25 protein-coding genes are annotated in these 25,439 nt (G+C 42.7%); 15 read left to right on the top strand and 10 right to left on the bottom strand.

The features are described from left to right. The first annotated feature begins 12 nt into the window (after positions 1–12). The gene (locus tag VB073_RS02865) at positions 13–1,521 is read left to right on the top strand and encodes a lytic transglycosylase domain-containing protein (protein WP_323402636.1); all 1,509 of its coding nucleotides are present in this window, start codon (positions 13–15) and stop codon (positions 1,519–1,521) included. On the opposite strand, the gene VB073_RS02870 is transcribed toward VB073_RS02865, so the two are convergent. Further along, positions 1,522–3,822: a T9SS type A sorting domain-containing protein gene (locus tag VB073_RS02870; protein WP_323402637.1), complete on the bottom strand. Its 2,301-nt coding sequence runs from the start codon at positions 3,820–3,822 to the stop codon at positions 1,522–1,524. Between the two features lie 100 nt (positions 3,823–3,922). On the opposite strand from VB073_RS02870, the gene VB073_RS02875 reads away from it, so the two are divergent. Next, positions 3,923–4,675: a TIGR02757 family protein gene (locus VB073_RS02875; protein ID WP_323402638.1), complete on the top strand. Its 753-nt coding sequence runs from the start codon at positions 3,923–3,925 to the stop codon at positions 4,673–4,675. 15 nt (positions 4,676–4,690) lie between these two features. On the opposite strand, the gene VB073_RS02880 is transcribed toward VB073_RS02875, so the two are convergent. The 3 genes from VB073_RS02880 to VB073_RS02890 all read right to left on the bottom strand — a co-directional run bounded on the left by VB073_RS02880 (position 4,691) and on the right by VB073_RS02890 (position 8,010). After that, positions 4,691–5,773, bottom strand: coding sequence for an AI-2E family transporter (locus tag VB073_RS02880; protein ID WP_323402639.1), 1,083 nt, complete (start codon positions 5,771–5,773; stop codon positions 4,691–4,693). Continuing rightward, positions 5,773–6,886, bottom strand: a protein-coding gene (prfB, locus tag VB073_RS02885) for a peptide chain release factor 2 (RefSeq protein WP_323402640.1) whose coding sequence is annotated in 2 segments (ribosomal slippage) — positions 5,773–6,822 and positions 6,824–6,886 — 1,113 coding nt in all. Because the reading frame shifts where the segments join, the coding sequence is not laid out codon by codon here. The genes VB073_RS02880 and prfB overlap by 1 nt, the downstream gene beginning before the upstream one ends. Positions 6,887–7,011: 125 nt before the next feature. Beyond that, on the bottom strand, positions 7,012–8,010 hold the full coding sequence (locus VB073_RS02890; RefSeq protein WP_323402641.1) for a C40 family peptidase: 999 nt from the start codon (positions 8,008–8,010) through the stop codon (positions 7,012–7,014). A gap of 131 nt (positions 8,011–8,141) precedes the next feature. On the opposite strand from VB073_RS02890, the gene VB073_RS02895 reads away from it, so the two are divergent. Further along, the gene (locus VB073_RS02895; RefSeq protein WP_323402642.1) at positions 8,142–8,747 is read left to right on the top strand and encodes an HAD family phosphatase; all 606 of its coding nucleotides are present in this window, start codon (positions 8,142–8,144) and stop codon (positions 8,745–8,747) included. A gap of 8 nt (positions 8,748–8,755) precedes the next feature. Here VB073_RS02895 and VB073_RS02900 read toward each other — a convergent pair whose 3' ends face one another. From VB073_RS02900 to VB073_RS02910, 3 genes are read right to left on the bottom strand one after another with little or no spacing between them, the layout of a single operon-like run. Next, complete coding sequence (locus VB073_RS02900) at positions 8,756–10,276, bottom strand: cellulase family glycosylhydrolase (protein WP_323402643.1); 1,521 nt, start codon at positions 10,274–10,276, stop codon at positions 8,756–8,758. Between the two features lie 54 nt (positions 10,277–10,330). After that, positions 10,331–11,311: a glycoside hydrolase family 43 protein gene (locus VB073_RS02905; RefSeq protein ID WP_323402644.1), complete on the bottom strand. Its 981-nt coding sequence runs from the start codon at positions 11,309–11,311 to the stop codon at positions 10,331–10,333. 13 nt (positions 11,312–11,324) lie between these two features. After that, positions 11,325–12,341 (bottom strand): N-acetylmuramoyl-L-alanine amidase, encoded by a 1,017-nt coding sequence (locus tag VB073_RS02910; protein ID WP_323402645.1) that lies wholly within the window; start codon positions 12,339–12,341, stop codon positions 11,325–11,327. Between the two features lie 300 nt (positions 12,342–12,641). Here VB073_RS02910 and metK point away from each other — a divergent pair, with 300 nt between their 5' ends. The 10 genes from metK (at position 12,642) to VB073_RS02960 (ending at position 20,429) form a co-directional block, all read left to right on the top strand. Continuing rightward, complete coding sequence (gene metK, locus VB073_RS02915; RefSeq protein ID WP_323402646.1) at positions 12,642–13,946, top strand: methionine adenosyltransferase; 1,305 nt, start codon at positions 12,642–12,644, stop codon at positions 13,944–13,946. Between the two features lie 53 nt (positions 13,947–13,999). Continuing rightward, positions 14,000–14,584 (top strand): TIGR00730 family Rossman fold protein, encoded by a 585-nt coding sequence (locus VB073_RS02920; protein ID WP_323402647.1) that lies wholly within the window; start codon positions 14,000–14,002, stop codon positions 14,582–14,584. Further along, positions 14,584–15,495 (top strand): DUF4271 domain-containing protein, encoded by a 912-nt coding sequence (locus VB073_RS02925; protein ID WP_323402648.1) that lies wholly within the window; start codon positions 14,584–14,586, stop codon positions 15,493–15,495. The genes VB073_RS02920 and VB073_RS02925 overlap by 1 nt, the downstream gene beginning before the upstream one ends. Beyond that, positions 15,492–16,256: a uroporphyrinogen-III synthase gene (locus VB073_RS02930; protein ID WP_323402649.1), complete on the top strand. Its 765-nt coding sequence runs from the start codon at positions 15,492–15,494 to the stop codon at positions 16,254–16,256. Before VB073_RS02925 ends, VB073_RS02930 begins: the two co-directional genes overlap by 4 nt. 81 nt (positions 16,257–16,337) lie before the next feature. After that, on the top strand, positions 16,338–16,754 hold the full coding sequence (locus tag VB073_RS02935; protein ID WP_323402650.1) for a ribonuclease P protein component: 417 nt from the start codon (positions 16,338–16,340) through the stop codon (positions 16,752–16,754). Beyond that, on the top strand, positions 16,750–17,013 hold the full coding sequence (gene yidD, locus VB073_RS02940; RefSeq protein WP_323402711.1) for a membrane protein insertion efficiency factor YidD: 264 nt from the start codon (positions 16,750–16,752) through the stop codon (positions 17,011–17,013). The genes VB073_RS02935 and yidD overlap by 5 nt, the downstream gene beginning before the upstream one ends. A gap of 3 nt (positions 17,014–17,016) precedes the next feature. Then, complete coding sequence (locus VB073_RS02945; RefSeq protein ID WP_323402651.1) at positions 17,017–17,715, top strand: TatD family hydrolase; 699 nt, start codon at positions 17,017–17,019, stop codon at positions 17,713–17,715. Positions 17,716–17,856: 141 nt separating this feature from the next. Next, positions 17,857–18,084, top strand: coding sequence for a hypothetical protein (locus VB073_RS02950; RefSeq protein ID WP_323402652.1), 228 nt, complete (start codon positions 17,857–17,859; stop codon positions 18,082–18,084). Positions 18,085–18,177: 93 nt separating this feature from the next. Beyond that, positions 18,178–19,581: a glycoside hydrolase family 140 protein gene (locus VB073_RS02955; protein WP_323402653.1), complete on the top strand. Its 1,404-nt coding sequence runs from the start codon at positions 18,178–18,180 to the stop codon at positions 19,579–19,581. Between the two features lie 47 nt (positions 19,582–19,628). Beyond that, entirely contained in the window at positions 19,629–20,429 is an 801-nt protein-coding gene (locus VB073_RS02960; RefSeq protein WP_323402654.1) for a glycoside hydrolase family 16 protein, read from the top strand. A 51-nt stretch (positions 20,430–20,480) separates the two neighbouring features. On the opposite strand, the gene VB073_RS02965 is transcribed toward VB073_RS02960, so the two are convergent. Both VB073_RS02965 and VB073_RS02970 read right to left on the bottom strand, forming a co-directional pair. Beyond that, complete coding sequence (locus VB073_RS02965) at positions 20,481–21,137, bottom strand: ribonuclease H family protein (RefSeq protein WP_323402655.1); 657 nt, start codon at positions 21,135–21,137, stop codon at positions 20,481–20,483. A gap of 12 nt (positions 21,138–21,149) precedes the next feature. Beyond that, positions 21,150–21,605: a hypothetical protein gene (locus tag VB073_RS02970; RefSeq protein ID WP_416349490.1), complete on the bottom strand. Its 456-nt coding sequence runs from the start codon at positions 21,603–21,605 to the stop codon at positions 21,150–21,152. Between the two features lie 143 nt (positions 21,606–21,748). Here VB073_RS02970 and VB073_RS02975 point away from each other — a divergent pair, with 143 nt between their 5' ends. Continuing rightward, a complete protein-coding gene (locus VB073_RS02975; protein ID WP_416349494.1) occupies positions 21,749–22,933 on the top strand; it encodes an aminopeptidase C in 1,185 nt (394 codons plus the stop codon). A 12-nt stretch (positions 22,934–22,945) separates the two neighbouring features. Further along, positions 22,946–24,244: a UDP-N-acetylmuramoyl-tripeptide--D-alanyl-D-alanine ligase gene (locus VB073_RS02980; protein WP_323402657.1), complete on the top strand. Its 1,299-nt coding sequence runs from the start codon at positions 22,946–22,948 to the stop codon at positions 24,242–24,244. On the opposite strand, the gene VB073_RS02985 is transcribed toward VB073_RS02980, so the two are convergent. After that, complete coding sequence (locus VB073_RS02985) at positions 24,245–25,378, bottom strand: metallophosphoesterase (protein ID WP_323402658.1); 1,134 nt, start codon at positions 25,376–25,378, stop codon at positions 24,245–24,247. It lies immediately after the preceding gene. Positions 25,379–25,439: the final 61 nt, after the last annotated feature.

The following is a 25,439-nucleotide window of genomic DNA, read 5'->3' on the forward strand; positions in this document are numbered from 1 at the left end:
GAATTTATTAGTATGAAGAGGACTATTTTAATTGGACTGATAACTGTCTGGGCCGTGTTGGGGCTTATAGCTCAGGAAGCTCTACCCACAGGTGCGGAAACCATTCAGGATAGTGCGATTGTTTATCCGGAAAGCATGACGGAGAATCTGAGCGACCTGTTGCGTAATTGGCAGCTCGACCTCTCGAATGCAGATATCGATTGCAGAAGGGGAGAGAATGTTACTTTTCAGGATTCAGTTTATTTAAAAAGGCTGCATAACCTACCTTCGGAGATGGAACTTTCCTACAACAGTGTAGTAAGAAGCTATATAGAGATGTATGCTGTTCGGAAAAGAGATCAGGTCAGCTATATGCTAGCATTGGGAGATTACTACTTTCCCATGTTTGAACAGGCTCTTGATAGATATGGACTACCTCTCGAACTGAAATATTTACCTGTAATCGAGTCTGCACTAAATCCGGCGGCAGTCTCCCGTGCCGGTGCAACCGGCTTATGGCAATTTATGTTGCAGACGGGAAAAGGCTATGGGTTAGAAGTAAACAGTTTGGTAGATGAGAGACGTGATCCTTATAAATCGACCGATGCAGCCGTGAATTATCTGAAAGATCTGTATGCCATCTATGGTGACTGGAATTTGGTGATAGCCGCTTACAACTGTGGACCGGGAAATGTAAACAAAGCGATTGCACGGAATGGAGGAAAACGTGATTATTGGGAAATTTATTACAGTTTACCGCGGGAAACAAGAGGATATGTACCTGCTTTTATAGCAGCTAACTATATTATGAATCATTATGCCGATCATAATATCTGCCCAGCCCATTCTTCTTCCCTGACAGTTGCGCTTGATACGGTACATGTGAATGAAAGGATACATCTGGAGCAGATTACAGGAGTTCTGAATATTCCACTTGAGGAGTTGCAACGATTGAATCCCCAATTCAGGCGTAACGTGATACCGGGAGATTTCAAATCACATGCGCTGGTGCTGCCATCAGAAAAGATGTATGCTTTTATTGATAAGAACGATACCATCGTCAATTTTGATAAAGGTCGGTATTTTACACATAGAGCCAGTACAGAAAAATATTTGGATGGATCCGCTTCATCCGTATCGGGTGGAAATACTGCCAATGTCTATTACAGGGTGAAAAATGGGGATAACCTCTCCACCATTGCCCGAAAGAACAAAACGACTGTAGCAAAGCTCAAATCGTGGAATAGCCTCACCTCTAATAAACTTAGCATCGGAAAACAGTTAATTGTAGGGAAGAAAGCTGTGCCGGCTCCTCAACCGAAGCCAGAACCTCAAAACAACGAATATACCCGCGCTGAATCATCATCGGAAGGGAGTAATATAATCTCCTCTTATTTGAAGGATCAACTCAAAAAAGTCGAAAAAAATAATATACAGGATGAATCGGAAGATATTTCCGAAACCGGTGAAGGTGTTGAAACAGAATTGTCTGGAATGGAACTTGAAGTGGAGGAAGGAGGGGAAACATCTCCCCTCGAATAATTATGTCACCACTACTTTTTTCGTAAAAACCGTGCCGTTTACGGTTTTAACCCTCACGATATAGACTCCCTTGGGTAGATGCAATGATGAATAGGATGCCCTGTTCATACTTATGTCAGTTGTCTCATGATGGATTTTGATTCCTGACGAATAGAAGATTTCCCACTCAATCAGATCGTAGTTTGATTCGATGAATATTCGTTTGACCTCGTTAGAATGATAGACCACCAGTTTAGGTTGTTCTTTTTCAGACTCGACCGATATAGATGCATTCCCAATCACATAAGGTGAAATCAGTAAAGATGTATTGACTGGATTCTCAATGTTTTCAGACGATTTCACCCATCCCAATCCGTTTTTCATCCATGTCGTGGAGACAAATTCCGATCCTATCTTTCTGGGTTCGGCGTTGAATACTGAAAAGCCTGATGGTATACCCGATGCGTCGTAATAGGCAATATAGAATGGTCCTGAGACAGTTATAGGTTCATTAAACCGGATATAGTTCTCTACATTGAATCCCATATCTCGAGGAGCAACCGGAAATGCAGGATTGGAGAAATATCGGTAGCTGTAATTAAAGGGCTGTTCATAGAGGAGACGCGCCGGCCCGTTTTCCCCCGAGTAAACCCTGATTCGAAGGTTCATATCAGAGATATTGCTGACTGCCGGGGAAGAGATAAAAACACCCTGTAATTGTACATTGGTTTTAGCCTGGAACTGTTCTGCAAATTCCGTATACCCGAAAGTATTATTGGTCTCGAAAAGGGGCACCGATTGAAAATAATATTTCACCGGTTTGTCTTCCGGTTTGAAATTAAAGCCTCTTGTATAGGGTTGGGACACATAAGGATTAAACCCATCTATCTGGGTGGCTTCTGAGCCTTCCGGAGCGAGATAATAGCTGATTGGGTTTGGATTATCCAGTGAACTTTCTGTATCCCAGAACTTACAAAGTGAAGCGTAATAGTCGGGACCCCTTGGTGATGAACAGGTTGAACTACCTCCGGTTAAGGTCCCTATTATTCTTTTTCTTCTGTCGAGAAGCGGTGATCCTGAAGATCCCCCCTCGGTAGATGCGATATTCCATGCACTCACTTCCCAAAAGGATTCGGGTTCCCAGTCTGACTTGATTTCCCGGATCTCAAGTGAACGAAATCTTATCCGGTCTTCCTCAATGGCTACTTTCTTGATTCCTCCATTGGGGTGATGTATCCCGTGAAATGGAGTTTCTGAAGAAGCATTGGAATTGCTATTCCAACCCAGGTAGTAGGGTTGGTATTCCGCCGGAGGAATATCTTTCAGTCTTAGTAGGGATATATCATGTCTTTCGCTGATCAACACTGAGTCTGCCGAAGCCATCGTCATCTGTAATGGACCCCGGATATCGGTCATTCTGTTATTGACGGTAATACCATCACACAGTGGTGAATTGTAATTGAAAAATGCAACAATGCTACCGGCTACCATATCGTACTTTCTATTGGCAAGGAAACTAGTACTATAATTGTCATTAAGACAGTGGGTAGCCGTCAGTAGGTAAGGGGTTCCATCTTCTGCTGTATTGTTTACCAGTGCACCGGTACAGTAGGTCGTCCCGTTGATGATCAATCCCACTACACCGCTTCCGGGTTGAATATCTTCAGGATAACAGACCAGATTTGGATGACAACTCTGTGCCGGATCTTGAGGCTCTCTAGCCTTGAAAATACCTACGAAATCGTGATTTACTTCGCCAATCTCAATTTCACCGTTGAATGCTACTTCAAATGGTTCCTGATATTCCACGATCAATTCATCTCCTCCGATAGGCTGTACCGGAAGGATATTTAACTCAGAATTATTCTTTTCGGTATATGAACCTAAAATTTCCGATTGGTCGGAATTATAGACGAACAGTTGTGCTCCGGGTGGCAATCTGAATTTTGAAAAGAGGATATTCAATGAATAGGCGCCTTTTGAACGAATTCCCACACGCCACACTTTCATGTTATTGGCAATAAAGGAGACACCTGTATTATCGGGTCGAAGGAAAGAATGAAACTTACGTGCAAACTCAAGGCTTTTGAGATCTGTCTGATCCTGCAGGGATTGACGTAATGCTGCCTGAGCGTCGAATGCCGGCATTTCTACAAAGAGATCTGTTGTTCGACCCACAGACCTTGCTCCTATTCCCGCATGTAACGGAAGCGGTTTATCTCCGTAACTGATTTGACCTGAAACAGTATCTAAGAGGAAACAAAAGATAAATAGAAGACTGCTCTTCAGTATAGGTTGGAAAGAGTAGGGTGCACTATTCATGAATACGAATTAATTTAGTGAAATCGTTCCTGCAAATGTAAGGTTTTTTAAGGAATAGACGTAATTTTGTACCAATTATTTGTGAAAATAGATATAATGTATGAAGAGTTTTTTAGATGAAAAGGTGGATCGATATAATAATATTACATTTATAGAAAATGATCCGATATCTATCCCTCATTTATTTTCAGGTAGGGAAGACCGTGAAATCATGGGCTTTTTTGCAGCCATGTTGGCATGGGGGCAGAGAAAAACAATTATCTCGAAATGCCGGGAACTGGTGCAAAGATTCGGAGGCGAACCTTTGCGTTTTATCAGGGAGCATGGAGAGGATGATTTAAAAGGGTTGCTCGGCTTTACACATCGTACTTTCAACGATACCGACCTGCTCTATTTTGTGGATTTTCTTCATCGGCACTATGCTAGTTATGCGACCTTGGAGGATGCATTTCTGGACAGGGGAGTTTTTCATTCAATGGAAGATTCGTTGATTCGTTTTGAACAGACTTTTTTCGATGACCCTGCCGCTCCACATCGGACCCGGAAACATGTTGCTACTCCCCTTCGTAATTCAGCTTGTAAAAGGATCAATATGTTCATGCGCTGGATGGTAAGGAGTGATGACAGAGGGGTAGATTTCGGAATTTGGAAGAGAATTCCGCAGAATGCATTGATCTGTCCGATCGATCTGCATGTAGACCGTACAGCGCGCCGTTTGGGACTGATTACGCGAAAGCAGACCGATTGGAAAACAGCGCTTGAGCTAACCGAAAACCTCCGGCTTCTCGACCCTTTCGATCCGGTGAAATATGATTTTGCTCTTTTTGGTTTATCGTTAGAAAGCGGACGATAAGGGGACCAGTTTGAATTACTTTACCTTTCTTTTCCGAAAAAGGAGTCCGCTTTTACCACCCTCCTTGGTAGTGATACGTGGTTGTGCCGTTGATCCGGGAATGAAATCATGGCGATACATATTGAAAAAGAGTAATAGTAAGGAGATGAGTAACGGGCCGAAGATGATACCCCAGAATCCAAACATCGCAAGTCCCATGATCACACCGAAAAAAGTGATCAACGGATGAATATTGGCCAATCTTTTCTGCAACACAAACCTGAGGATGGTATCAGATCCGCCGATAATAAGTAACCCGTAACTCAGGAGCAGAATTCCTTTTACTATGTCACCTTGAGCCAGGGCTGAGATACCGATGGGTGCCCATACTAACGAAGTTCCAACTACGGGAATAATGGTGGTACAAGCCACTAATACGGCATATACAAGGGGGTTGCTTACACCAAAGGAAAGATATCCCACATAGGCAAGTATTCCCTGCGTTATGGCAACCACTGGAATACCAATAGCATTTGCCTGGATAATCGACTTGGTTTCCTCGCGGAGGATATGTTTATTCTCATGGCTGAAAGGGAGCATCTCGTTGGTAGCCCTTTCCAATGACTGGTAGCTTGCCAGCATGAAATAGAGCAGGAAGATGGCAATGATACTGTTGATAACCATTGAACTTACTCCTGATACCAGTGTCTGCATGATAGAGGATCCTGCACGGGGAACAAACGATAGGTTCTCCGGAGTAAACAGGGTGATCCCAAAACGTTCATCAATATTTTCCGAGAATTCTCTCATGCTTCTCATGATCTGAGCTGGATCTATACTTATTCCCGAGATGGTGTCGGCTGCAAGAAAACCAAAGCCGGTGAGCGGGATCAGGATGAATATGGTAGTGCCCAATACAATGACGGAGGCACTCAATCCTTTTTTCCAGTGATACTTTTCTACAAGCTTTATCATAAATCCTCTCAGTAGGATGAAAAGCGTGAAAGCACCCAGAAAACCACCCAGATAGGGGTGTAACTGTTTGAAAATGATGACGGACAAAAGCAGGATCAACCCTAAAAGGACGAAACGCTGGTATTGGTTCTTTCTGTCTGGCATTATGCTTCGCCTCCAAATTCCATTAAATAAGCTTTGATAAATTCATCCAGGTCACCATCCATTACACCTGTCACATTTGATGTCTGATAATTGGTACGATGGTCTTTAACACGGCGATCATCAAATACGTAACTCCGGATCTGCGAACCCCATTCTATTTTTTTCTTACCGGCTTCAATGATTGCTTGTGCCGCACGGCGTTTCTCCAGCTCTATCTCGTAGAGTTGCGATTTAAGCAAACGCAGCGCATTCTCACGGTTACCCATCTGTGAACGGCTTTCGGTATTCTCGATCACTATTTCCTGTTCTTCGCCCGTATCAGGATCTTTGTATTGATAATGCAGGCGTACACCTGTCTCCACTTTATTTACGTTCTGTCCGCCTGCTCCCGACGAACGGAAAGTATCCCAACTCAGGTTGGCCGGGTTCACTTCTATCTCAATGGTGTCGTCAACCAGCGGTACCACAAACACCGATGCAAAGGAAGTCATTCGTTTCCCTTGTGCATTGAAAGGGGATACCCGAACTAACCTGTGTACCCCGTTCTCACTTTTCAGAAAGCCGTAGGCCAAGTCGCCTTCCACCTGGAGGGTGGCAGTCTTGATGCCGGCATCATCGCCATCCTGCCAGTTGGTAACGGTAGTTTTATAGTTTTTACCCTCACACCACCGCTGATACATCCGGAAGAGCATGGAAGCCCAGTCCTGACTCTCCGTCCCGCCGGCACCAGCATTGATCTTCAATACCGCACCTAACTGATCTTCCTCGCGACGGAGCATATTTTTTAGTTCAAGTTCCTCTATCAGTTGAATCACATGGGTATAACTGGCGTCAACCTCCTCTTCAGATACAATCTCTTCCTTGGCAAAATCGAATGCCAATTGTAGCTCTTCAGCTGCAGATTTTACTTCCTGATAAGCATTGATCCAGTATTTCAGTTCACGTACTACCTTCATCTGCTGTTCTGCCGCTTTGGCATCGTTCCAGAAATCGGGTGATTGAGTGCGTAATTCTTCTTCTTCTAATTGGATACGCTTTGCATCGACGTCAAAGATACCCCCTCAGCGCGTTCTCGCGCTCCAACACATCTTTTAGTTGGTCTGTCGTTATCATATTATTATGTTTGTTTTCGTTTGATGTATACTTGTCCGGTATTACAAAAAGAGCGGATTTGTAATGAGCGACAAAAATACACAAAAGATGTCGAAAATCCGTTGTTTATGTGGTGTAATCAGGTTCTATTCAGGTCGAATCGTATAGACGAGCAGGGCTTCACCGGGTTTCAATACAGCTTTTAGTTGCGGATTCCAGGCTTTTAATTGCTCCACCGTACATCCGTAATGCCGCGATATGGAATAAAGAGTTTCACCGGATTGGACTGTGTGGCTTTTGGGAGGGGCTGGGATTATAGAGTTATCTTCATCTCTCAGGACCATCTCACTTTTTGTTTGTAGAAGGGTATCTTTTGCCTCTTTTTTCCGGTTCGTAGTTGATTGGTCATTAGCAAGTGGAGGATTTTTTTGAGGATCGGTTTGTACAAGAATGACAAGTCCATTCTCATTCCCACTTTGGTTTAAAGCCTGCTTTGATATAATAGTCGATTCTGTTGTTTCACCGGAAGTAACTTCCGGAATTTTAGGTTGGACAGGTTCTTTATTGGTTGAGGCAAAGTAGGTTGGTAATTGTTTCTTGTTGGCTGAAAGGTTCCCTCGTGTCACATATGATGCATTTTCTTCCAACACTCTTCCTCCACGTAAATAACGGGATGCGTAGTAGGGTTCCCTGGAAGAAGATATAATTACTCCACTGGTTGTAGAAGAGTGTATAAATTTAAAATGTCCGTTGGAGAAAACTTCTGTCACTATTCCTACATGTCCGACTATCCCGCTTTGCCTTCGACCTTCAAAAAAAACAAGGTCTCCCTTGCGGAGATCTTCTCTTCGGGCAATAGTGGGGATTTGTCTGTCTTGCCCTGACGAACTGGTATCTAACCTATATCCGAATTTCCTGAACACGAAAGAAGTGTAGCCCGAGCAGTCGAAACCGTTAGGACCCTTCCCTGCATACCTGTATGGCTTGCCGAGGTATTGCCTTCCATATTGAATGATATCGTCCTGTAGTGTTGTGGATGTTTTGTTTATGGAGACAGGTGTTCTTCCTGCACCGCATGCGGCCAAAATAAGTGATATGATTGCGAGTGAAGCTACTTTTAACCAATCGTTATTCTTGTATGCCATAGTAAACACACTGTATTGTAACATATATAGAAAGCAAAAGTAAATAAAATCGTTGAAACAAAAAAAAATCGTACCTTTAAAGTTTGTAAGGAATTAGTTTGATCTTAACGCATAAATAATAAGGACAATCAATGGAGCTATTAAAAAATATTGTTTTTGATTTCGGTGGAGTATTGATAGATTGGAATCCGGTTTATCTTTACCGGAAGATTTTCGACAAGGAAGAGGAAATGAATTATTTTCTGGAGCATGTGTGTCGTTACGAATGGAATGTATTACAGGATGCGGGTCGACCTTTGTCTGAAGCAACCCGGATTCTGCAGGAACAATACCCCGAATATAGAGAAGAAATAGGCATGTATTATGGACGATGGGCTGAGATGCTAGGAGGAACCATCAAAGAAAATGAGAAATTGATTGAACCGTTGAAAGAAAAGTATAAAGTGTATGGACTCACCAACTGGTCAAAGGAAACAATCCCTATTGCCATGGCACGGTACGATTTTTTTAATTATTTGGATGGAATGGTTGTTTCAGGTGAGGAGAAAATTGTAAAACCAGATCCACAACTTTACAGTATCTTGTTGAATCGTTACGGGATACAAGCCGAAGAGTCCCTTTTTATTGATGATAATTATGCCAATATCGAGACAGCGCAACAACTGGGTTTCCAGACCATCCATCTGGTTGATGGAATGAATCTGGAAGTGATATTGGAAACGAAAAATATTTTATAACGATTCTATTAAAACTCTACCTCCATCCATTGGATAGTATGTAAAATCATGTCTGTTGTTCCATTATCTCCTATTGAGAATACGATTCGTGCCCGGGCATCGGACTGTGTAGCTGTAAACATCAATTCGTATTCTGTATCTTCTTTATCAATAGTGAATGCTTTTTCAGCATAGCTTGTCCACGGGTCGGAAGATTTGGAAATATTCAAACCGATATTTTTTTCGTCACTGCCCGGGGAAGAGATATGAAAGCGTATTAAATATGTCTTTCCTTGTTCCACATTGATCCCGTCTTTGATTAATTGAATATGCCACTGAGCCTTGCCCGGTTTAGTGATAGTGAGTTTTATCCTATTGTCAGAAATAGCAGTAGAAGAGGATGCCGATGTATCATTGTTATACAGGTGCCACCCGTCATTGCCTTTGCTGAAGTTTGATGAATAGATGGTTGTATAGGCAGGTGTGAGTGGTTTTGGAATAGGGCTCTTAAGTAGGGCATCTGCAAGTTCGGTATGGTAAGTGCTCGTTTTCGGGTCAAAAATACCGAAACTGCCATTCCATTCCCAGTACGCCCAACTGAATCCCTGTTGCTCAAACCAACGCGCCAGATATTGTGTCCAGCGGATGCGCGATTCCATATCTGCTCTTGAGAATGCACCGAATTCCCCAATATGGATGGGGATATTCTTTTCCCGGGCTATCTTTTTTGCAATCTTGAAATCTTCCTGGATGGCTTTGCGTTCCGATTCTGTGTCGTGCCATCCTGTCCCAAGCCATGCTTCCGACCCTTCCACCCATTCTGCTGCCTGATGGGTAAAATGAAAGGGATTATAATAATGAATAGTTAGGATAAGGTTCGGATCGTTGGGTATATCGAGTTTCTGTAACGCACTGACCCCTCCCCATTCGGCGACACCCAACAATACACAACGTTTGGAATTGCTTTTCCGGATCACTTGCAAGGCCTCTTTTGAGTAGTCATTCCACAGATCGGCAGTAAGGTTGTCATGTGGCTCATTCATGATTTCGAATAACAGGCTGTCCGGATACTCTTTGAAATAATCGGCAATCTGTTGCCATTGTGACAGAAAACGTGCTTTCTGCCCTGCCGGATCAGCATAGAGTGCGTCATGATGATGCATATTGATTACTATATGCAATTTGTTTTTCAATGCTTCATCTACGACTGACCGGATAGTCTCCATGAATTCAGGATGAATGGAGTAGGGTGTCGAAGGGTTGCTTCGGTCCTCTCTTTCCCATCGTATGGGGATCCTTACATGATTAAACCCAAGAGAAGCAATTCGTTTGAAATCTTCCGGATCGAAAGGTGACTGCCATGAAGACATTGCCTCGAAGGTGTTGCCGATATTCATTCCCTTGCCCAGCCGTTTGTTTATTTCAGCGGCAGTGCCCCATGATGGTTCTTTGTCCGAATCGTTGTTGTCCGATTCTTTGGGATTGGCATTAGCACAATTCAATAGTGCAAATAGAAGTACTGGAAGAAGGAATGTGTAGATCTTTTTCATTTTTTATTGTTTTTTATGTCGTAAGCAGGATACAGCGTTTCATTTCTTCTTTGATTATTCAGGTATAACTACTTTGCCGTTGTTTATATACACCTGCTTAATGACAGGTGTTTCAGATTTACTATTGGGTGCATGATAAGAAATCATCAAACGACCATTCAGGTCTTTAAACAGCATAGCATGGCCACCATCATCCTTATTCAGAGGTTCCGATTCCTGTATCCATGGTCCCAATAGATCGCCCGATTTAGAAATTGCCTGGCCAATACAATATCTTCCGTTCTTATTGAAACTTGACCATAGCATTATTAGTTGTCCATCGTCCAATTTATAAATAAAAGGTGCATCCGTTACTTTACCTGTAGTATTGGCCGAGGAAATATCACCTACCCATGGCGCTTCTGAAGCTTTGAATAAAACTTTGGGTTCTCCTACAGTTTCGGTGAGATCTGCCTTGAGTTGTTGGACAATCACTTCTCCGTCTCCAACTTCGAGCCACTCGTGACAATAGATTATCCATGGAGTGTCATCTCTGTCAATGTAGAGCGCTCCGTCAAGGCTCATCCAGTCCGCGGGTGTTACAGCTCTGTTTACCAAAGGTATAAAGGGACCTTCAGGTGTGTCGGCAACAAGAATGGATGTACCGCGTTTAATGCCCGGTGCACTAAGTGTGATGAAAAGGTAATATCTGTTTTTGTAGTGATATACGTCGGGTGCCCAGAAATCGGATTTTCCCCAGAACTCATTATCCGGGGAAAAAGCGACTTCCATCTCTTTCCACATCGACAGGTTTTTACTCTTATACAGTTTCACCTTTTTGTTTCCGTTTACATGCATATAATATGCCTTGTTTTTCTTGTCCACCAATATAAACGGATCGCGAACGCGCATATCAGTTAGACTGATATCATAGATATCTTGAGTTTCAGAAACTGATGTAAGAGCTCCTTTGACAGACTCTCTATTGTTTCCGCAACTTTGTGTAATGAGGGTGAAAAACAGAAGAAGGATAAATAGATTGAATAACTTTCTCATTGTATCTGTTGACTTATTTCTTTACCGATTTCTTATAGTCTTCAAAAAAAGCCTGTGCCATCCAATTGGCCAGCGCCTGGCGGTTATTAACCGAAAGAATGCGCTTACGATCGAATTCGTTTTGAATATTTCCTGTTTCTACTAAAATGGAAGGTGGTTCAAGTTGACGGAGTATATAGAGGTTCCGCTGTTCCACAAATCCTCCAAATCCTCTGCCCGGCTGATGAGTGTCGTATTTCATCCGGAAGAAATCCCGCATTGTAGTCGCCAATAATTTGGATTGTTTGTCGTTTGAATGATAGAAAAAAACATCGATTCTTTTTCCCTTGTTACGGCTGTCTACATGGATATCGATAGCACGGATGTAATCATATTTTTTCTTATCACGTTCATATAATCTGTTAACTTTATCCACCCGTTGCTTTAATCGTTCAAGTTGATCACGAGGGATGGGGTCCCCCATGCAGGTCTCGTTGTTGCTGTTGTTCAGATACATCTCATCCCGGATGCCGTCGTTAGGATCCTGAATGATCACATATACCGTAGCACCGTCCATCATCAGGTTGCGTGTAAGACGCAGAGTGATATCGTATGCATATTCATCTTCGTGCAACTGCCTGTTGCCCATGCGTGCTATCGCCCCAGGATCGGGACCTCCATGCCCGCTGATGATATAAAAGCAGGCGTTTTTCAACCGATTGGATTGGGGTGTGATATCACTTAGTTTTTTTCCGAAAATAATAGGATTGGTTCCTTCGGTTACCATCGCTTCAGGAAGTGAATACTCATCTTCCGGATGAAGAGAGGGAATCAGATACACTGTCCCCAATTCCAGCCCACCCTGATCGTTGATTCTATCGGCATTCATCTCCATGAACTCCTGTACATATGAATCTCCAACCCTGTTCCAACGACGCAGGAAGGAGAGTACACCGTCACCCTCTACCGGGTAGGCCATATCTTGTGCTGTCAACTGTATGGCTCCAAATAAGAATATCCAGATAACAGCTCGAAAAAAATAGATTTTCATATACAAAAAATACCGTTTCACCTTGTCACGCAAAAAAATAACGGGCAATTTCAAAATATTTTGTCAGGACTGATGCCAAAAATAGCTATTTTATTTCTCTTCTCATGCTCATAGAAAGAACCGATAATACATTTTAACCTTTATTCGAAACTCATTGACTGTTTTATTACTACCTTTGCAACCGATAATTATGAGTGTGGACAGATTTGAACTGCTTGCAACCACAGAAAAAAATGCTAAAACGCTTTACTGCATTTCCTTTCCTTCATTGCTTCAGTTCTTCTAATTTTCAGATTAAAGATGAATTATTTTTTTACCTCCGAGTCGGTGTCGGAAGGGCACCCCGATAAAGTAGCCGATCAGATTTCGGATGCTTTGCTTGATGAGTTCTTAGCATATGACCGTGATTCAAAAGTTGCGTGTGAAACTTTAGTGACAACCGGACAAGTTGTTTTAGCCGGTGAAGTAAAGTCGAATACTTATGTGGATGTGGCTGAAGTGGCACGTGGAGTGATTGCGGATATCGGTTACACCAAGAGCGAATATCGCTTTGAAGCGCAATCATGCGGCGTTTTCTCCAGTATACATGAACAGTCGGACGACATCAACCGTGGCGTGGACCAGAAAGTCGATCCCATGGATCAGGGCGCTGGTGACCAGGGAATGATGTTCGGGTATGCTACCGATGAAACAGAAAATTATATGCCTCTACCACTTGATTTGAGTCATGCCTTGTTGCAGGAGTTGGCCAATATCCGGAAGAATGAACCGGACCTGATGCCCTATCTGCGCCCTGATGCCAAATCACAGGTGACAATTGAATATAATGAAGAGGGGGTACCTCAGCGGATTGATACCATTGTGATCTCAACGCAGCACGATGAGTTTGAAATTCCTAAAAACAATACGAAAGAAGCGGCACTCGAGGCCGACCGAAAAATGCAATCACGTATCAGATCAGACGTAAAGTCAATTCTCGTGCCGCGAGTACAAGCGCAATACAGGAAGAGAAAAGATGTGCATAAACTTTTTGAGGGTGATATCACTTATTATGTGAATCCTACCGGTAAATTTGTGATCGGTGGTCCACATGGAGATACCGGACTGACCGGTAGAAAGATAATTGTTGATACCTACGGCGGAAAAGCTCCTCATGGAGGTGGTGCTTTCTCAGGAAAAGATCCTTCTAAGGTAGACCGTTCGGCAGCTTATGCAGCACGACACATCGCCAAGAATATGGTGGCGGCAGGTGTTGCCCGTGAGATATTGATCCAGGTCTCCTACGCTATTGGTGTCGCAGAACCGATGAACGTTTATATCAATACTTTTGGGAAGAGTAATGTAAGTCTTTCGGATGGAGAAATTGCCATGAAAATCGGAATATTGTTTGATTTACGCCCAAAAGCTATTGAACAACGCTTGAAGCTCCGCAATCCGATTTATAGAGAGACAGCCTCTTACGGTCATATGGGTCGGGAGCCGAAAGTGGTGAAAAAAGTGTTCAATTCGCGTTACATGCCTGAACCGGTGCAGGTTGAAGTGGAACTATTTACCTGGGAGAAGTTGGATTATGTGGATAAGATAAAAAAAGAGTTTGGGATTTAGGATTTGAAGTCTTGATTCTAATAGTCTTGGTTCTTGACTTTAAAAGAGAGAATATGGAAGACGGAAAAAGGGAAGTGGTAGTCTATTGTGCTTCCAGTACAGAGATTGACCCGATCTATTTTGATGCTGCATCGAAATTGGGAGAGTTATTCGCTGAGAATGGAATTATTTGCATCAATGGTGCAGGGAAAGAGGGGTTGATGGGAGCTTTAAATGATGGTGTGCTGCAAAATGGAGGCAGGGTGAAAGGGATTATTCCCCGATTCATGGTCGATGCGGGTTGGGGGCATGCCCACCTGACTGAGACAATCATCACCGAAACTATCCATGAGAGGAAGGCGGCCATGGTGAAATCGGCCGATGCCGTAATTGCTCTTCCCGGCGGAGTGGGGACATTGGAAGAATTGGCTGAGATAATTACCTGGAGACAGTTAGGATTGTATCGAAGGCCTGTGGTTATTTTAAATATCAATAACTACTACCAATCATTATTGTCCTTTTTGGAGAGGATGATCAGTGAAAAGTTCATGAAGGAGAGCTACCGGGAATTGTGGCAGGTGGCAACTACCCCGCAGGAAGCTATAGACCTGATCCAAACTATTCCCGACTGGAATCCCGATTATACCAAGTACGATTAATGTTATGTCGCTTTGGAAGTATGGTGCTGGAGTCAGATACTATTCGTGACACCCTCCCTTATTATCTGAAGGTAGAGGTGGAGCAGGCCGTTTCGGAGTCATCACTGATGAGTTTCGGCCAGTATGATTTTTTCCCTACAGACAGTACCGGGTTTTTTTGGGATCTTGAGAAAGGGGTAACTCTGTTTACGCACACCTTTCCGACGGGAACCATGGGTGTGCCAATGCCCTCTTCTCCATGGATAGACTCTGTCTTTTTTCTGCTCTTTCTTTTTAGCTTTGTGATTTTTACTTTTATCTTTCGATGGGAAGGAACTGCATTGAAAGGCAATTTTAAAAGTGTACTTACTTTTGGGAAACATTCAACCACGGTACATAAGAGCCAGGTGACCAAAACAGAGGCCTGGGGCGAGTTCTATCTGCTTCTTCAGACGATTCTACTCTTCTCCATTTTTCTTTTCTCCTGGCTGTGGAGTAGAGGATTGTCTGTATTTCCTGCAAAGATACAATCTCTTGTTTTTATTGTTATTTTTCTGGTGCTTGCCATATTAATCTATCTGAAAATTGGAAGTTACAGACTGATAGGTACCTTCTTTTTACAAAATGAAATGAAGGGTTGGGCAACCTATTATACCCGGATGATGGAGATCTTTGGAATTGCTATTTTCCTTCCGGCTGTTTTTTATGTTTATTTGCACGAGATAAGAAATATTATACTGATCGCACTTCTGGTAGTCTTTTTTATTAGTCGTTTGGTCATTTACATCGGGTTGTTAAATATTTTTGTTAAAAATAAAATCAATCCATTCTATTTTTTTGTCTATCTTTGCGGGACCGAAATTGCACCTTATTTATTGTTATATAAAGGGGTGCTTTTTGCTATAACTATTGTAGGAGATAACATTGTATGAACGCCCGGAAAGTAAAGAAGATTCTCATATCACAACCTAAACCGAGTAGCGAAAAATCGCCCTATTATGAAATAGCGGAAAAGTATCATGTTGATATGCATTTTTATCCACTGATAAAAGTGGAGAGAGTGTCATTGAAAGAATTCCGCCAACAGCGCATCAATATACTTGATTTCACGGCAGTTGTTTTTACTGCGAGGACAGCGGTCGATAAATTTTTCTCCATCTGCGAGGAATTAAAAATAATAATCCCTGAGACAATGAAATATTTTTGTATCTCGGAGACTGTTGCACTCTATCTGCAAAAATACATTGTCTACAGAAAAAGAAAGATTTTTTTCAGTCAAACCGGTAAGATTGATGGTCTGAACAATGCTTTTACCAAACATAGTAAAGAAAAATTTCTATTCCCTGTCCCGGAAGAGCATAATGATGAAGTGTCCAATTTCCTTGATCAGAAGAAGATAAATTATACCAAGAGTGTAATGTACAGGACGGTAAGTAATGATTTCGATAAGAATGAGAAATTTGATTATGATATGATTGTCTTCTTTAGCCCATTGGGGATACAATCATTATTGAAGAATTTTCCCGACTTTAAGCAAGGAGATACAGCTATAGGGTGTTTTGGGAATTCCACGGCGAAAGCAGTGGTAGATGCGGGTCTGAGACTCGATTGTGAAGCTCCCCAGCCCGATTATCCTTCCATGACAGCAGCATTGGACGCTTTTCTGAAAGAAAACCATAAACATTGGGCTTGATTTTTTCCCGAATCTGTAACGATTGATTCCAAAAACAATTATCTTTGTCGATATAATTGCTTTCGGAGGATTGCATTTATTATGGACGAAGAAAAGCGATTCAGATTTACGAAGAAGGAACGGGTAACAGGCGAAAAAAGAATTGAGTCCCTCTTTGAGCGAGGGCGATCTTTTATGGCGTACCCCTTTCGGGTAGTATATGTGGAAACAATACTAGACAGTATAATACCGCTTTCGGTACTGATTTCAATTCCTAAAAAGAGGATTAAGTCGGCTGTCGACCGTAACCGGATGAAGCGGCTTGCAAGAGAGGCTTACCGGCTTAATAAACATCTGTTTTTCTCCCGGGCATTGAAAGAAAATGAATCTTTGGACGTAGCTTTTATCAATGTGGCTGATAAGACATGTGATTATGCTACTGTAGAGAAAGGGATACGTAAAGCTTTAAGAGAGTTAAATCACCGGATTGAACAGAGAAACAGTGCTGAAAATAATTAAGAACGTACTGACGTGGATTTTGCTTCTGCCGGTTTACTTTTATCGGGCTGCAATTTCTCCGCTCACTCCACCGAGTTGCCGCTATACACCTACCTGTTCACAATATACGATAGAGGCGCTCAAAAAACATGGGCCTTTTAGAGGTTTTTATCTGTCCGCTAAACGTATCATTAGTTGCAATCCGTGGGGAGGTTCCGGGTATGATCCCGTACCTGACCCGAAGCCTAAAAAGCGAAAGACGAAAGCAGAGGCCAATTAAAATATGGAATTTTACGACGTACACACCCATCAGATTTTTCTTGAGGATAGCGATGACCCTTATCACTCGTGTATCTTTGATGTCTATCCCCTTGAATTTGAAGTAGCCAAAGAGTCTTATTCGCGTCATGCCTTTTCGTGTGGAATCCATCCTTGGTACTCAGAGGAGAGTGATAACCAGATGGCTTATCTATCCGAAATAGCATCTAATCCACGCATTATTGCTATAGGAGAAACTGGCCTTGACAGATTGAAAGGCCCTTCGTTCGATCTGCAAATACCTGTTTTCAAGAAACATATCGATCTGTCTGAGAAATTGGAGAAGCCGGTAGTGATTCACTGTGTGAAGGCGTGGGAAGAATTAATACAAATCAAAAGAGAGATGAAACCTATCCAGCCCTGGGTTATCCATGGCTACCGGAGCAAGCCCGAGCTTACCTTACGGCTTGTCAAGGAAGGATTCCTCTTTTCTATCGGTGACAATATCAATGTCGATTCCATGCAATTGATCCCGATCGATTCCCTTTTCTGTGAAACCGATGAAGGAGAAATGCCTATCCGCCAGGTTTACCAGCAGACTTCGAGGGCGTTGAATATGAATATGGAGGAGTTTGCTGATAGTGTTGCCGAAAATGTACGAAGGATATTTCCATCACTTCAACCACCTAAACCTTACTATCCCGACGATGAAGAGACGGAGTAATACGCTATATTTGTGACGTTATAGAAACTAATACACAAATAATTTACTATATGTATAGGCTGCGATGCTTATAATTTCTATCCTATCAAGGTTGAACTTGATGGATCGAGATAGAATACTGTTTTAAATCCTTCATGGGGGTTGGGTTTGCAGGATGTTGCCGATTTCGTGCGTGCGCATAAGAAAGGATTGATGCTGCCCGAATGGGAATTACATGGAATGAAAGGTCCTGGGGATGTACCTCAATATATCGAGTATATGTGTAACGTCTTTAAAAATAATGCGGATATCATGGTAGCCGAGTGTTATTTCAACGAGTATGATTTCTATATCAAGTGTGCCTTGTGGACGGATGGACAACAGGAATAGAATCCTGAATCAGTTGCCAAATATTTGCAACTCTTTGGTAAACAATGATGCTATTTGCAGCGGGCAATCGTTGTAAACAATAAAATATAAGGTATGAAGAAGATCGTTTTAGTGCATACAATTTGTTCCATCCTGAGTATGGTATCTATTTATGCGCAGGATAACCGGGGACCTGTTCAGGTCACACCCAACGGCCATTACCTGCAATATGCCGATGGTGCACCTTTTTTCTGGCTGGGGGATACCGCCTGGGAATTGTTCCACCGCCTTACATTGGAGGAGATTGCACTGTATCTCGACAATCGAAAGGCAAAAGGGTTCAACGTGATCCAGGTTGTGATCCTGTCTGAATTGGATGGTCTCCGTGTACCGAACAGGTATGGACATCTGCCTCTCATTGAGATGAATCCTGACAAACCCAATGAAGGTTATTTTAAGTTAGTGGATACGGTTGTCAGGATGGCAGAGGAACGTAGGATGATTATGGCGCTTCTCCCCACATGGGGTGATAAAGTCACCTTGAACTATGGAGGGATGGGCCCCGCCATTTTTACACCCGAAAATGCTTACCGTTACGGTTTGTTCCTTGGTAAACGCTACAAGGATAAAACCAATATCGTTTGGGTGTTGGGAGGTGATCGTCCTCCACAGGATGATAAAAATGACTGGAAACCGGTATATGAAGCGATGGCAAAAGGCCTTGATGATGGTACCGGGAGACCTTTTCTGAAATCTTTCCATCCTGGAGGATATACATGGGAGACCGCTCCCATGTTGCATCAGCAACCCTGGATGGATTTCAATATGAATCAATCGGGACATACCGTGAAAGACCAGCCGGTTTGGAAAACCATTGAAAGAGACTGGGCTATGCAGCCGGCAAAGCCTACCATCGACAGTGAACCCTGCTATGAAGACCATCCCCTTGATCCCTGGCGGGGATGGACTCCTGAAAAAGGGTATTTCAGGGACTACGATGTGAGGAAGCAGATATATCGTTCGGTTTTTGCCGGTGCGTTTGGTGTGACCTACGGACATCATGCTGTCTGGCAATTTTATAACCCGTCGGTGGAGAAACTGAACTATGCCGACAGATACTGGACCGAAGCGCTGGACAGGCCCGGTGCTTATCAGGCCGGTTATTTGAGGAAGCTGGTTGAGAGTCGTCCCAGCCTGAACCGTATTCCCGATCAGGATATAATCAGGGATGGACAGGGAGAGAAGGGGGAGTATATAATTGCGTTCAGGGATGAAAAGGGTAGGTATCTGATGGTTTATTTGCCGGTAGGCAAGGAGATCAGTGTAGATGCTACATCGGTCAAATCCGGAAAAGTGAAGTGTTGGTGGTATAATCCCAGGAATGCAGAAACAAAATATATCGGGAAACTGAAAAACAGAAATTCAATGCAATTCACCCCGCCTGCATTAGGAGTAGAGAACGATTGGGTATTGGTCATCGATCATGCTTCAAAAAAATTCAGTACACCCGGAAAATAAATATAACCATATTGCTTTAATTGTCATCAATTTAATTTCTTGATAAAATGAATAAATTATTTTTTTATTTCTCTCCCTTCTTGTTCTTAATGATGGGTTGCGGTAGTAATAAGCAACAAATCAAGCCTGATATCGATCTCCCAGGATATAAGCTTGTTTTTCAGGACGAATTCAATAGCAGCGCATTGGACACGACCGTGTGGGGATTCCATAATTTGGGTAAACGCAGAACCGCTGTGAATATCAAAGAAGCTTGCCTTGTGAATGAAAACGGTGAGTTGGAGATCCGTAATTGGACCAATGTGAACGGGATTGACACCGTGCATCATGCTGGAATGATTCAAACAAAAGAGAACTTTACTTTCGGTTATTATGAAGCCCGTATTAAGTTTGATATCGAATTGGGATCGTGGGGAGCCTTCTGGATTATGTATAATCAATTTAAGGATGGCTTTACAGCGGTGGATAATCCAAAACAAACCGGAGTTGAAATCGATATTATTGAATTTGTCCCTCAAAATGGCCGTTATGGATGCCACAATCTGCATTGGAACGGGTATGGTGAATTTCATAAATCACTTGGAAGTGGAGAGTTGATGAGCGGACAACTGGAGGGATATCATACATACGGTTTATTATGGACTCCCGAGGAGTATACATTTTACATAGATGGAGTAAAAACCTGGAGTTCAACCGAAGCAATATCCTACGTGCCGGAGTATGTTATCCTGAGCACAGAAATTGAAGATAAAGGGTGGGCAGGCGATATCCCAACAGGAGGTTATGGCTCTTTCGAGAAAACAAAAAACAGGATGTTCGTCGATTATATCCGCATCTATCAGAAGTAAATGAATAGTAAAATATATGCGGAACCGTACGATGTGAATTTCAAAGAGAAGCTATTTCCTCCCGAAATCGGCGGGATTTTCGCCCCATAACTTTGTTTCCCATTTCAGGATCGGGTTGGAGTAACTGTTGTTCTGGAGCCAGTTTTCTGCACGTTCAATCAACTCGAAAATCGGTTTATTGGCCAGAGTTTGCTCCAGCTTGGTCTTACATTTTTTATTGGCTATCCATTTCATGGCATTCACACTGTCGGAATAAATGGGGATGTTACTGTTTTTCTTTTTGAGAAGTGCCAACGCATGGACAATCGCAAGGAATTCCCCTATATTGTTTGTCCCGTCTTCCATCGGTCCCAAATGAAAGATCTCTGCCCCGTCTGCGACAAATACTCCCCGGTATTCCATCAAACCGGGATTACCACTACAGGCAGCATCTACGGCAATGCTGTCGGGTAATATTTTTGTCGTGACATTGGCTGTTGATGTAACTGCAGATTGGATGGCGGTTGCAGATATCACTTTTTTCCCTTGCTGGCTGTTCAGCGATTTCCACGGATTCCCACAGAAAGCCTTTTCGGCCTCCTCTCGCGTTGTAAACGATTTGTAGAGAGCATTGTCGAAGCCCAGAACCTGTGCCTTGCAATCATCCCAGGAACTGTAGATTCCAGGTTTTACTCCCTTCCAAACGACATAGAATTTTTTTTGCACCATCCTCAAAGCCCCTTACATCGATTCCAGGATATAGGGTGTCAGTTCCTCTTCCAAATCCCTGCCGATAGGTTTTTCCTCTATCACGATAATACTATCTACGATAAATTTAGTGTATCCCCGCCAGGGTAGTGTACCGAAATATTCTTTGTAATGTAACTGTACATTCTTGCCGCTCGATATCATTAATCGTTTTGCGATCTCTTCATTTTCCACAGAGAATTCAAATTGATTTGACTGTAAGCCGCCGGGCCTGTCGGCGCGGAACCCTGATTGGATCAGTTTTCCTTCGTAAGTTTTAAAAATCACCCCTTTATAAACCAGATAGTTCAACTCCCCCGATTTTACTCCCGTACCGAATACATAATAGAAACGTACATAGATAAAAATTCCGAGGGCAACTATCAATATCCCAAAGAACCATAACAGTCCCTTGCGCATTCTTTTTTTTGTAGGTTTTAAATCATCCATATCAAAATAATTAATTTGACTCTGTAAAGATACTTTTTTTTTGACTTTTTACTGAAATAGTGATCTGAAAACGGAAGAATTTCCCCGATTTATGGTATATTTGTGCTTTGCACATCGAATATTTTACAAACAACAACTAAATAATAATCAAAAATATTATGAACAAATTGATTGCGGTCTTTATTTTTATTTCGGCGGCGATAACCATCTCGGCGCAGGGTGTATATAACTTCTCGGTAGTAAAGGAAAACCCGATTACATCTGTTAAAAACCAGGCCAGTTCCGGAACCTGCTGGAGTTTCTCCGGCGTGGGGTTGTTGGAGTCGGAACTGATCCGTATGGGTAAAGAGGAATTCGATCTTTCCGAAATGTATATCGTTCGCAGAAATTATGAAGATAAGGCCATAAAATATGCCCGTTTGCATGGTAGCCTGAATTTTGCAGCCGGTGGTTCTTTTGCCGATGTGGTGGAGACTCTCGATAAATACGGGATAATGCTGGAGGATGCATACCGCGGACTAAATTACGGTTCTGAGAGCCATGACCATGGTGAACTGGATAAAGTGTTGAAAGGGTATATGGATGGGATTATTGATGCACGTGGGCTTTCTCCTGTCTGGCTTAACGGATTTTCAGCAATCCTCGATACTTATCTTGGTCCTCTGCCCGAAACATTTACCTATCAGGGCAAGCAATACACCCCCCATACTTTCAAGGATTTTCTCGGGCTGAAGCAAGAAGATTATGTTTCGCTGACTTCTTTTACACATCACCCTTTTTATAAACCTTTTGCGGTTGAAGTACCCGATAACTGGCGTTGGGCGAACTCATATAACCTTCCTCTTGAAGAACTGATGGAAGTGATGGAGAATGCGATTATAAAGGGATATACCGTCGCATGGGCGTCGGATGTGAGCGAAGCCGGTTTTTCCCGTGAAGGGATTGCCATTATTCCCGACGAGAATTCAGCCGAAAATGCAGGTTCCGATCAGGCCAGGTGGCTCGGTCTTTCTACCCGTGAGAGGGATGCCAACCTGAAAGGCCGTATCGGAAAGGAGATCCTTACTGAAAAACAGATTACCCAGGAGATGAGACAATTGTCATATGATAATTACCAGACTACAGATGATCATGGTATGCTGATTTATGGCATTGTAAAAGACCAGAATGGAAATAAATTTTATATGGTAAAAAATTCGTGGGGTGAGACAGGGCCTTATAAAGGTCTCTGGTATGCCTCCGATCCGTTTGTACGTTATAAGACCCTGAGTATTGTACTGCACCGGGATGCTATTCCCGCATCCATTGCGAAGAAACTAGGCTTATAGACCTTTAGTTATATGGAAACAGCAGCACTTTATAATCTGCTCCTTCAGCATCCTGTCGTTACTACCGATTCTCGAATATGCCCCAAAGACTCTATCTTCTTTGCATTAAAGGGGGAGAGGTTTAATGGGAACCTATTCGCTGAAAAGGCGATAGAAACGGGATGTGCTTACGCTGTGGTGGATGAAGCTCCGGAGAGGGAGAACGAGAGGATTATCCTGGTGGATGATGTACTGCTTTCGCTTCAGAAATTGGCTAACTGGCACCGGAAGAAATTGAAGATTCCTATTATCGGAATCACGGGTACGAATGGCAAGACCACTACCAAAGAACTCATAGCAGTGGCTCTCTCGAAAGAGTTTAAGGTTGCTTATACCCAGGGAAATTTAAACAATCATATTGGTGTGCCACTTACATTGCTATCGATGAATAAATCGCATGAGATAGGTGTGGTGGAAATGGGAGCCAGCCATCCGGGAGATATCCGGGAGCTCTGCCAGATTGCCGAACCTAATTATGGAATTATTACCAATGTGGGAAAAGCACATATGGAGGGTTTTGGCAGCTTTGAGGGTTTAGTCGACACCAAATGTGAATTATATGATTTCGTCCGGCAACAAGGAGGGAAAGTGTTTGTCAATAAGGATAATCAGATTCTCCATGAGAGATCGGAAGGGATGGATCGCATCCTTTACGGCAAGAATGACGCATCGCTTTTTGCCTCCGGTACGATTGCAAATGCTACTCCTTTTTTGGAATTCGATTGGAGTTTTTTCGACAGTTCCTACAGAGTCAAGACAAGGTTGGTAGGTGAATTCAACTTTGACAATGCTATTGCTGCCGTTGCGGTTTGTAAATTTTTCGGAATCAATGCCGAGAGGATCAGCTCAGCGTTGGAAGAATACGAACCTACAAATCACCGGTCGCAGTTTAAGCGTACCGATAAAAACGACCTGATTATCGATGCCTATAATGCCAATCCTTCGAGCATGAAGGCTTCGTTGGAGTTCTTTTCATCGATCCCTTCCTCGTTGCCTAAAATGGTGATTCTGGGAGAGATGAAAGAGTTAGGTGAAACCAGCGATGATGAACATGAAAAAATCATACTGTTTCTGAGAGAACAATCTTTCGATAATATTTTTCTGGTAGGTTCCGCCTTCAGTAAATGGATTGCTCTAAACGACACTTTCCGGTTGTTTAACGATGTGGAAGAGTTAGTAGAGACTCTGAAAAAGAATCCTGTTTCCAATCATTATATTTTGCTGAAAGGATCTCACTCTGTCCATCTTGAAAAGACGGTCGACAGCCTGTAGTCACTCTCTGAATCTAACAGTAAGCATCACCATTTCCGATACTGTGCCGATACGGTATTGGGGGCCAACGAGTCCGATCCCGGAAGTCACATAAATATGCGTATCCTTTTTTTTCCTGTAACCGTGAGCTACCTCAAAACTGAGTTCTGTAGCTATATTCCCGGGAAAAACCTGTCCGTGGTGCGTATGCCCGTAAAGAGCTATATCTACCCCTGCTTCCGCCTCTTCGGCGAGATTGTCGGGGGTGTGATTTAGCACGATTACCGGTTTCGACATTTCTACCGATTGGAGAAAAAGTAACTCTTTCAACGATTTGCGTGTAGGGACAACTTTGTCCTCACGTCCTACTACATAGAAGCTATTTCCGATTAATACCGCGGAGTCACGTAATATGGTAATCCCTGCTTTGTTCAGAAGGGCGATCTTTTCTTCCGTGTCATAGCGGTACTCATGATTACCGGTACAGGAAAAGACACCTAAGGGTGCAGATAAACGCGATAATTCTTCATCCATTTTTTGTTGTAGGATCGGTTCAATATGTGAATCGATGATATCTCCCACAAAGAGAATCAAATCGGGTTGCTGCGCCATGATGAGATCCACAAATCTTTTTGTGTGTTTTTTGTTGATCATATAGCCTAAATGAAGATCTCCTATCATCGCAATACGTATCGAATCCATACCTTCTGCAGGTTTATCGATCGTTATGGGTACCTGTTGTACTACCGGATGCATGAATCGGTATCTGCCATGAATCATGATCCCCGTGACAATGATCATCGGAATGAGATATGTGATGACCTTGAATCGCCGGGATTGCTCCCGGACACGCCATGGCTTGTGTGAAATTTTTTGTCGAATGGCATTGATTAGGTCAATAATCAACCATAAACCTCCATTGTATAACAAGAATAACATCCAACTGGTGCCCATCACCCGGATAAATTGAGTGATATCCTCCGGCAGATATCGGTAAAAAATAAAACCGATTGTGTAAATTAGTAGTTCCGCACCGAAAACAACGACCATTATGATACGTGCAGTTTTTTTACCTTCAAAGGTATTCCATCCCTTCAGAAAAATTAAAATATTGAGAGTGAGATGTATGATGAATGCATTGATTAGTGCTCGCATGTCATGAAAATATTAATGATGATAAAAAATGTCAGTCTAAAAAGACCTGCAATAGTACAAT

The organism is Proteiniphilum sp., from assembly GCF_034927365.1.
GTDB lineage: Bacteria > Bacteroidota > Bacteroidia > Bacteroidales > Dysgonomonadaceae > Proteiniphilum.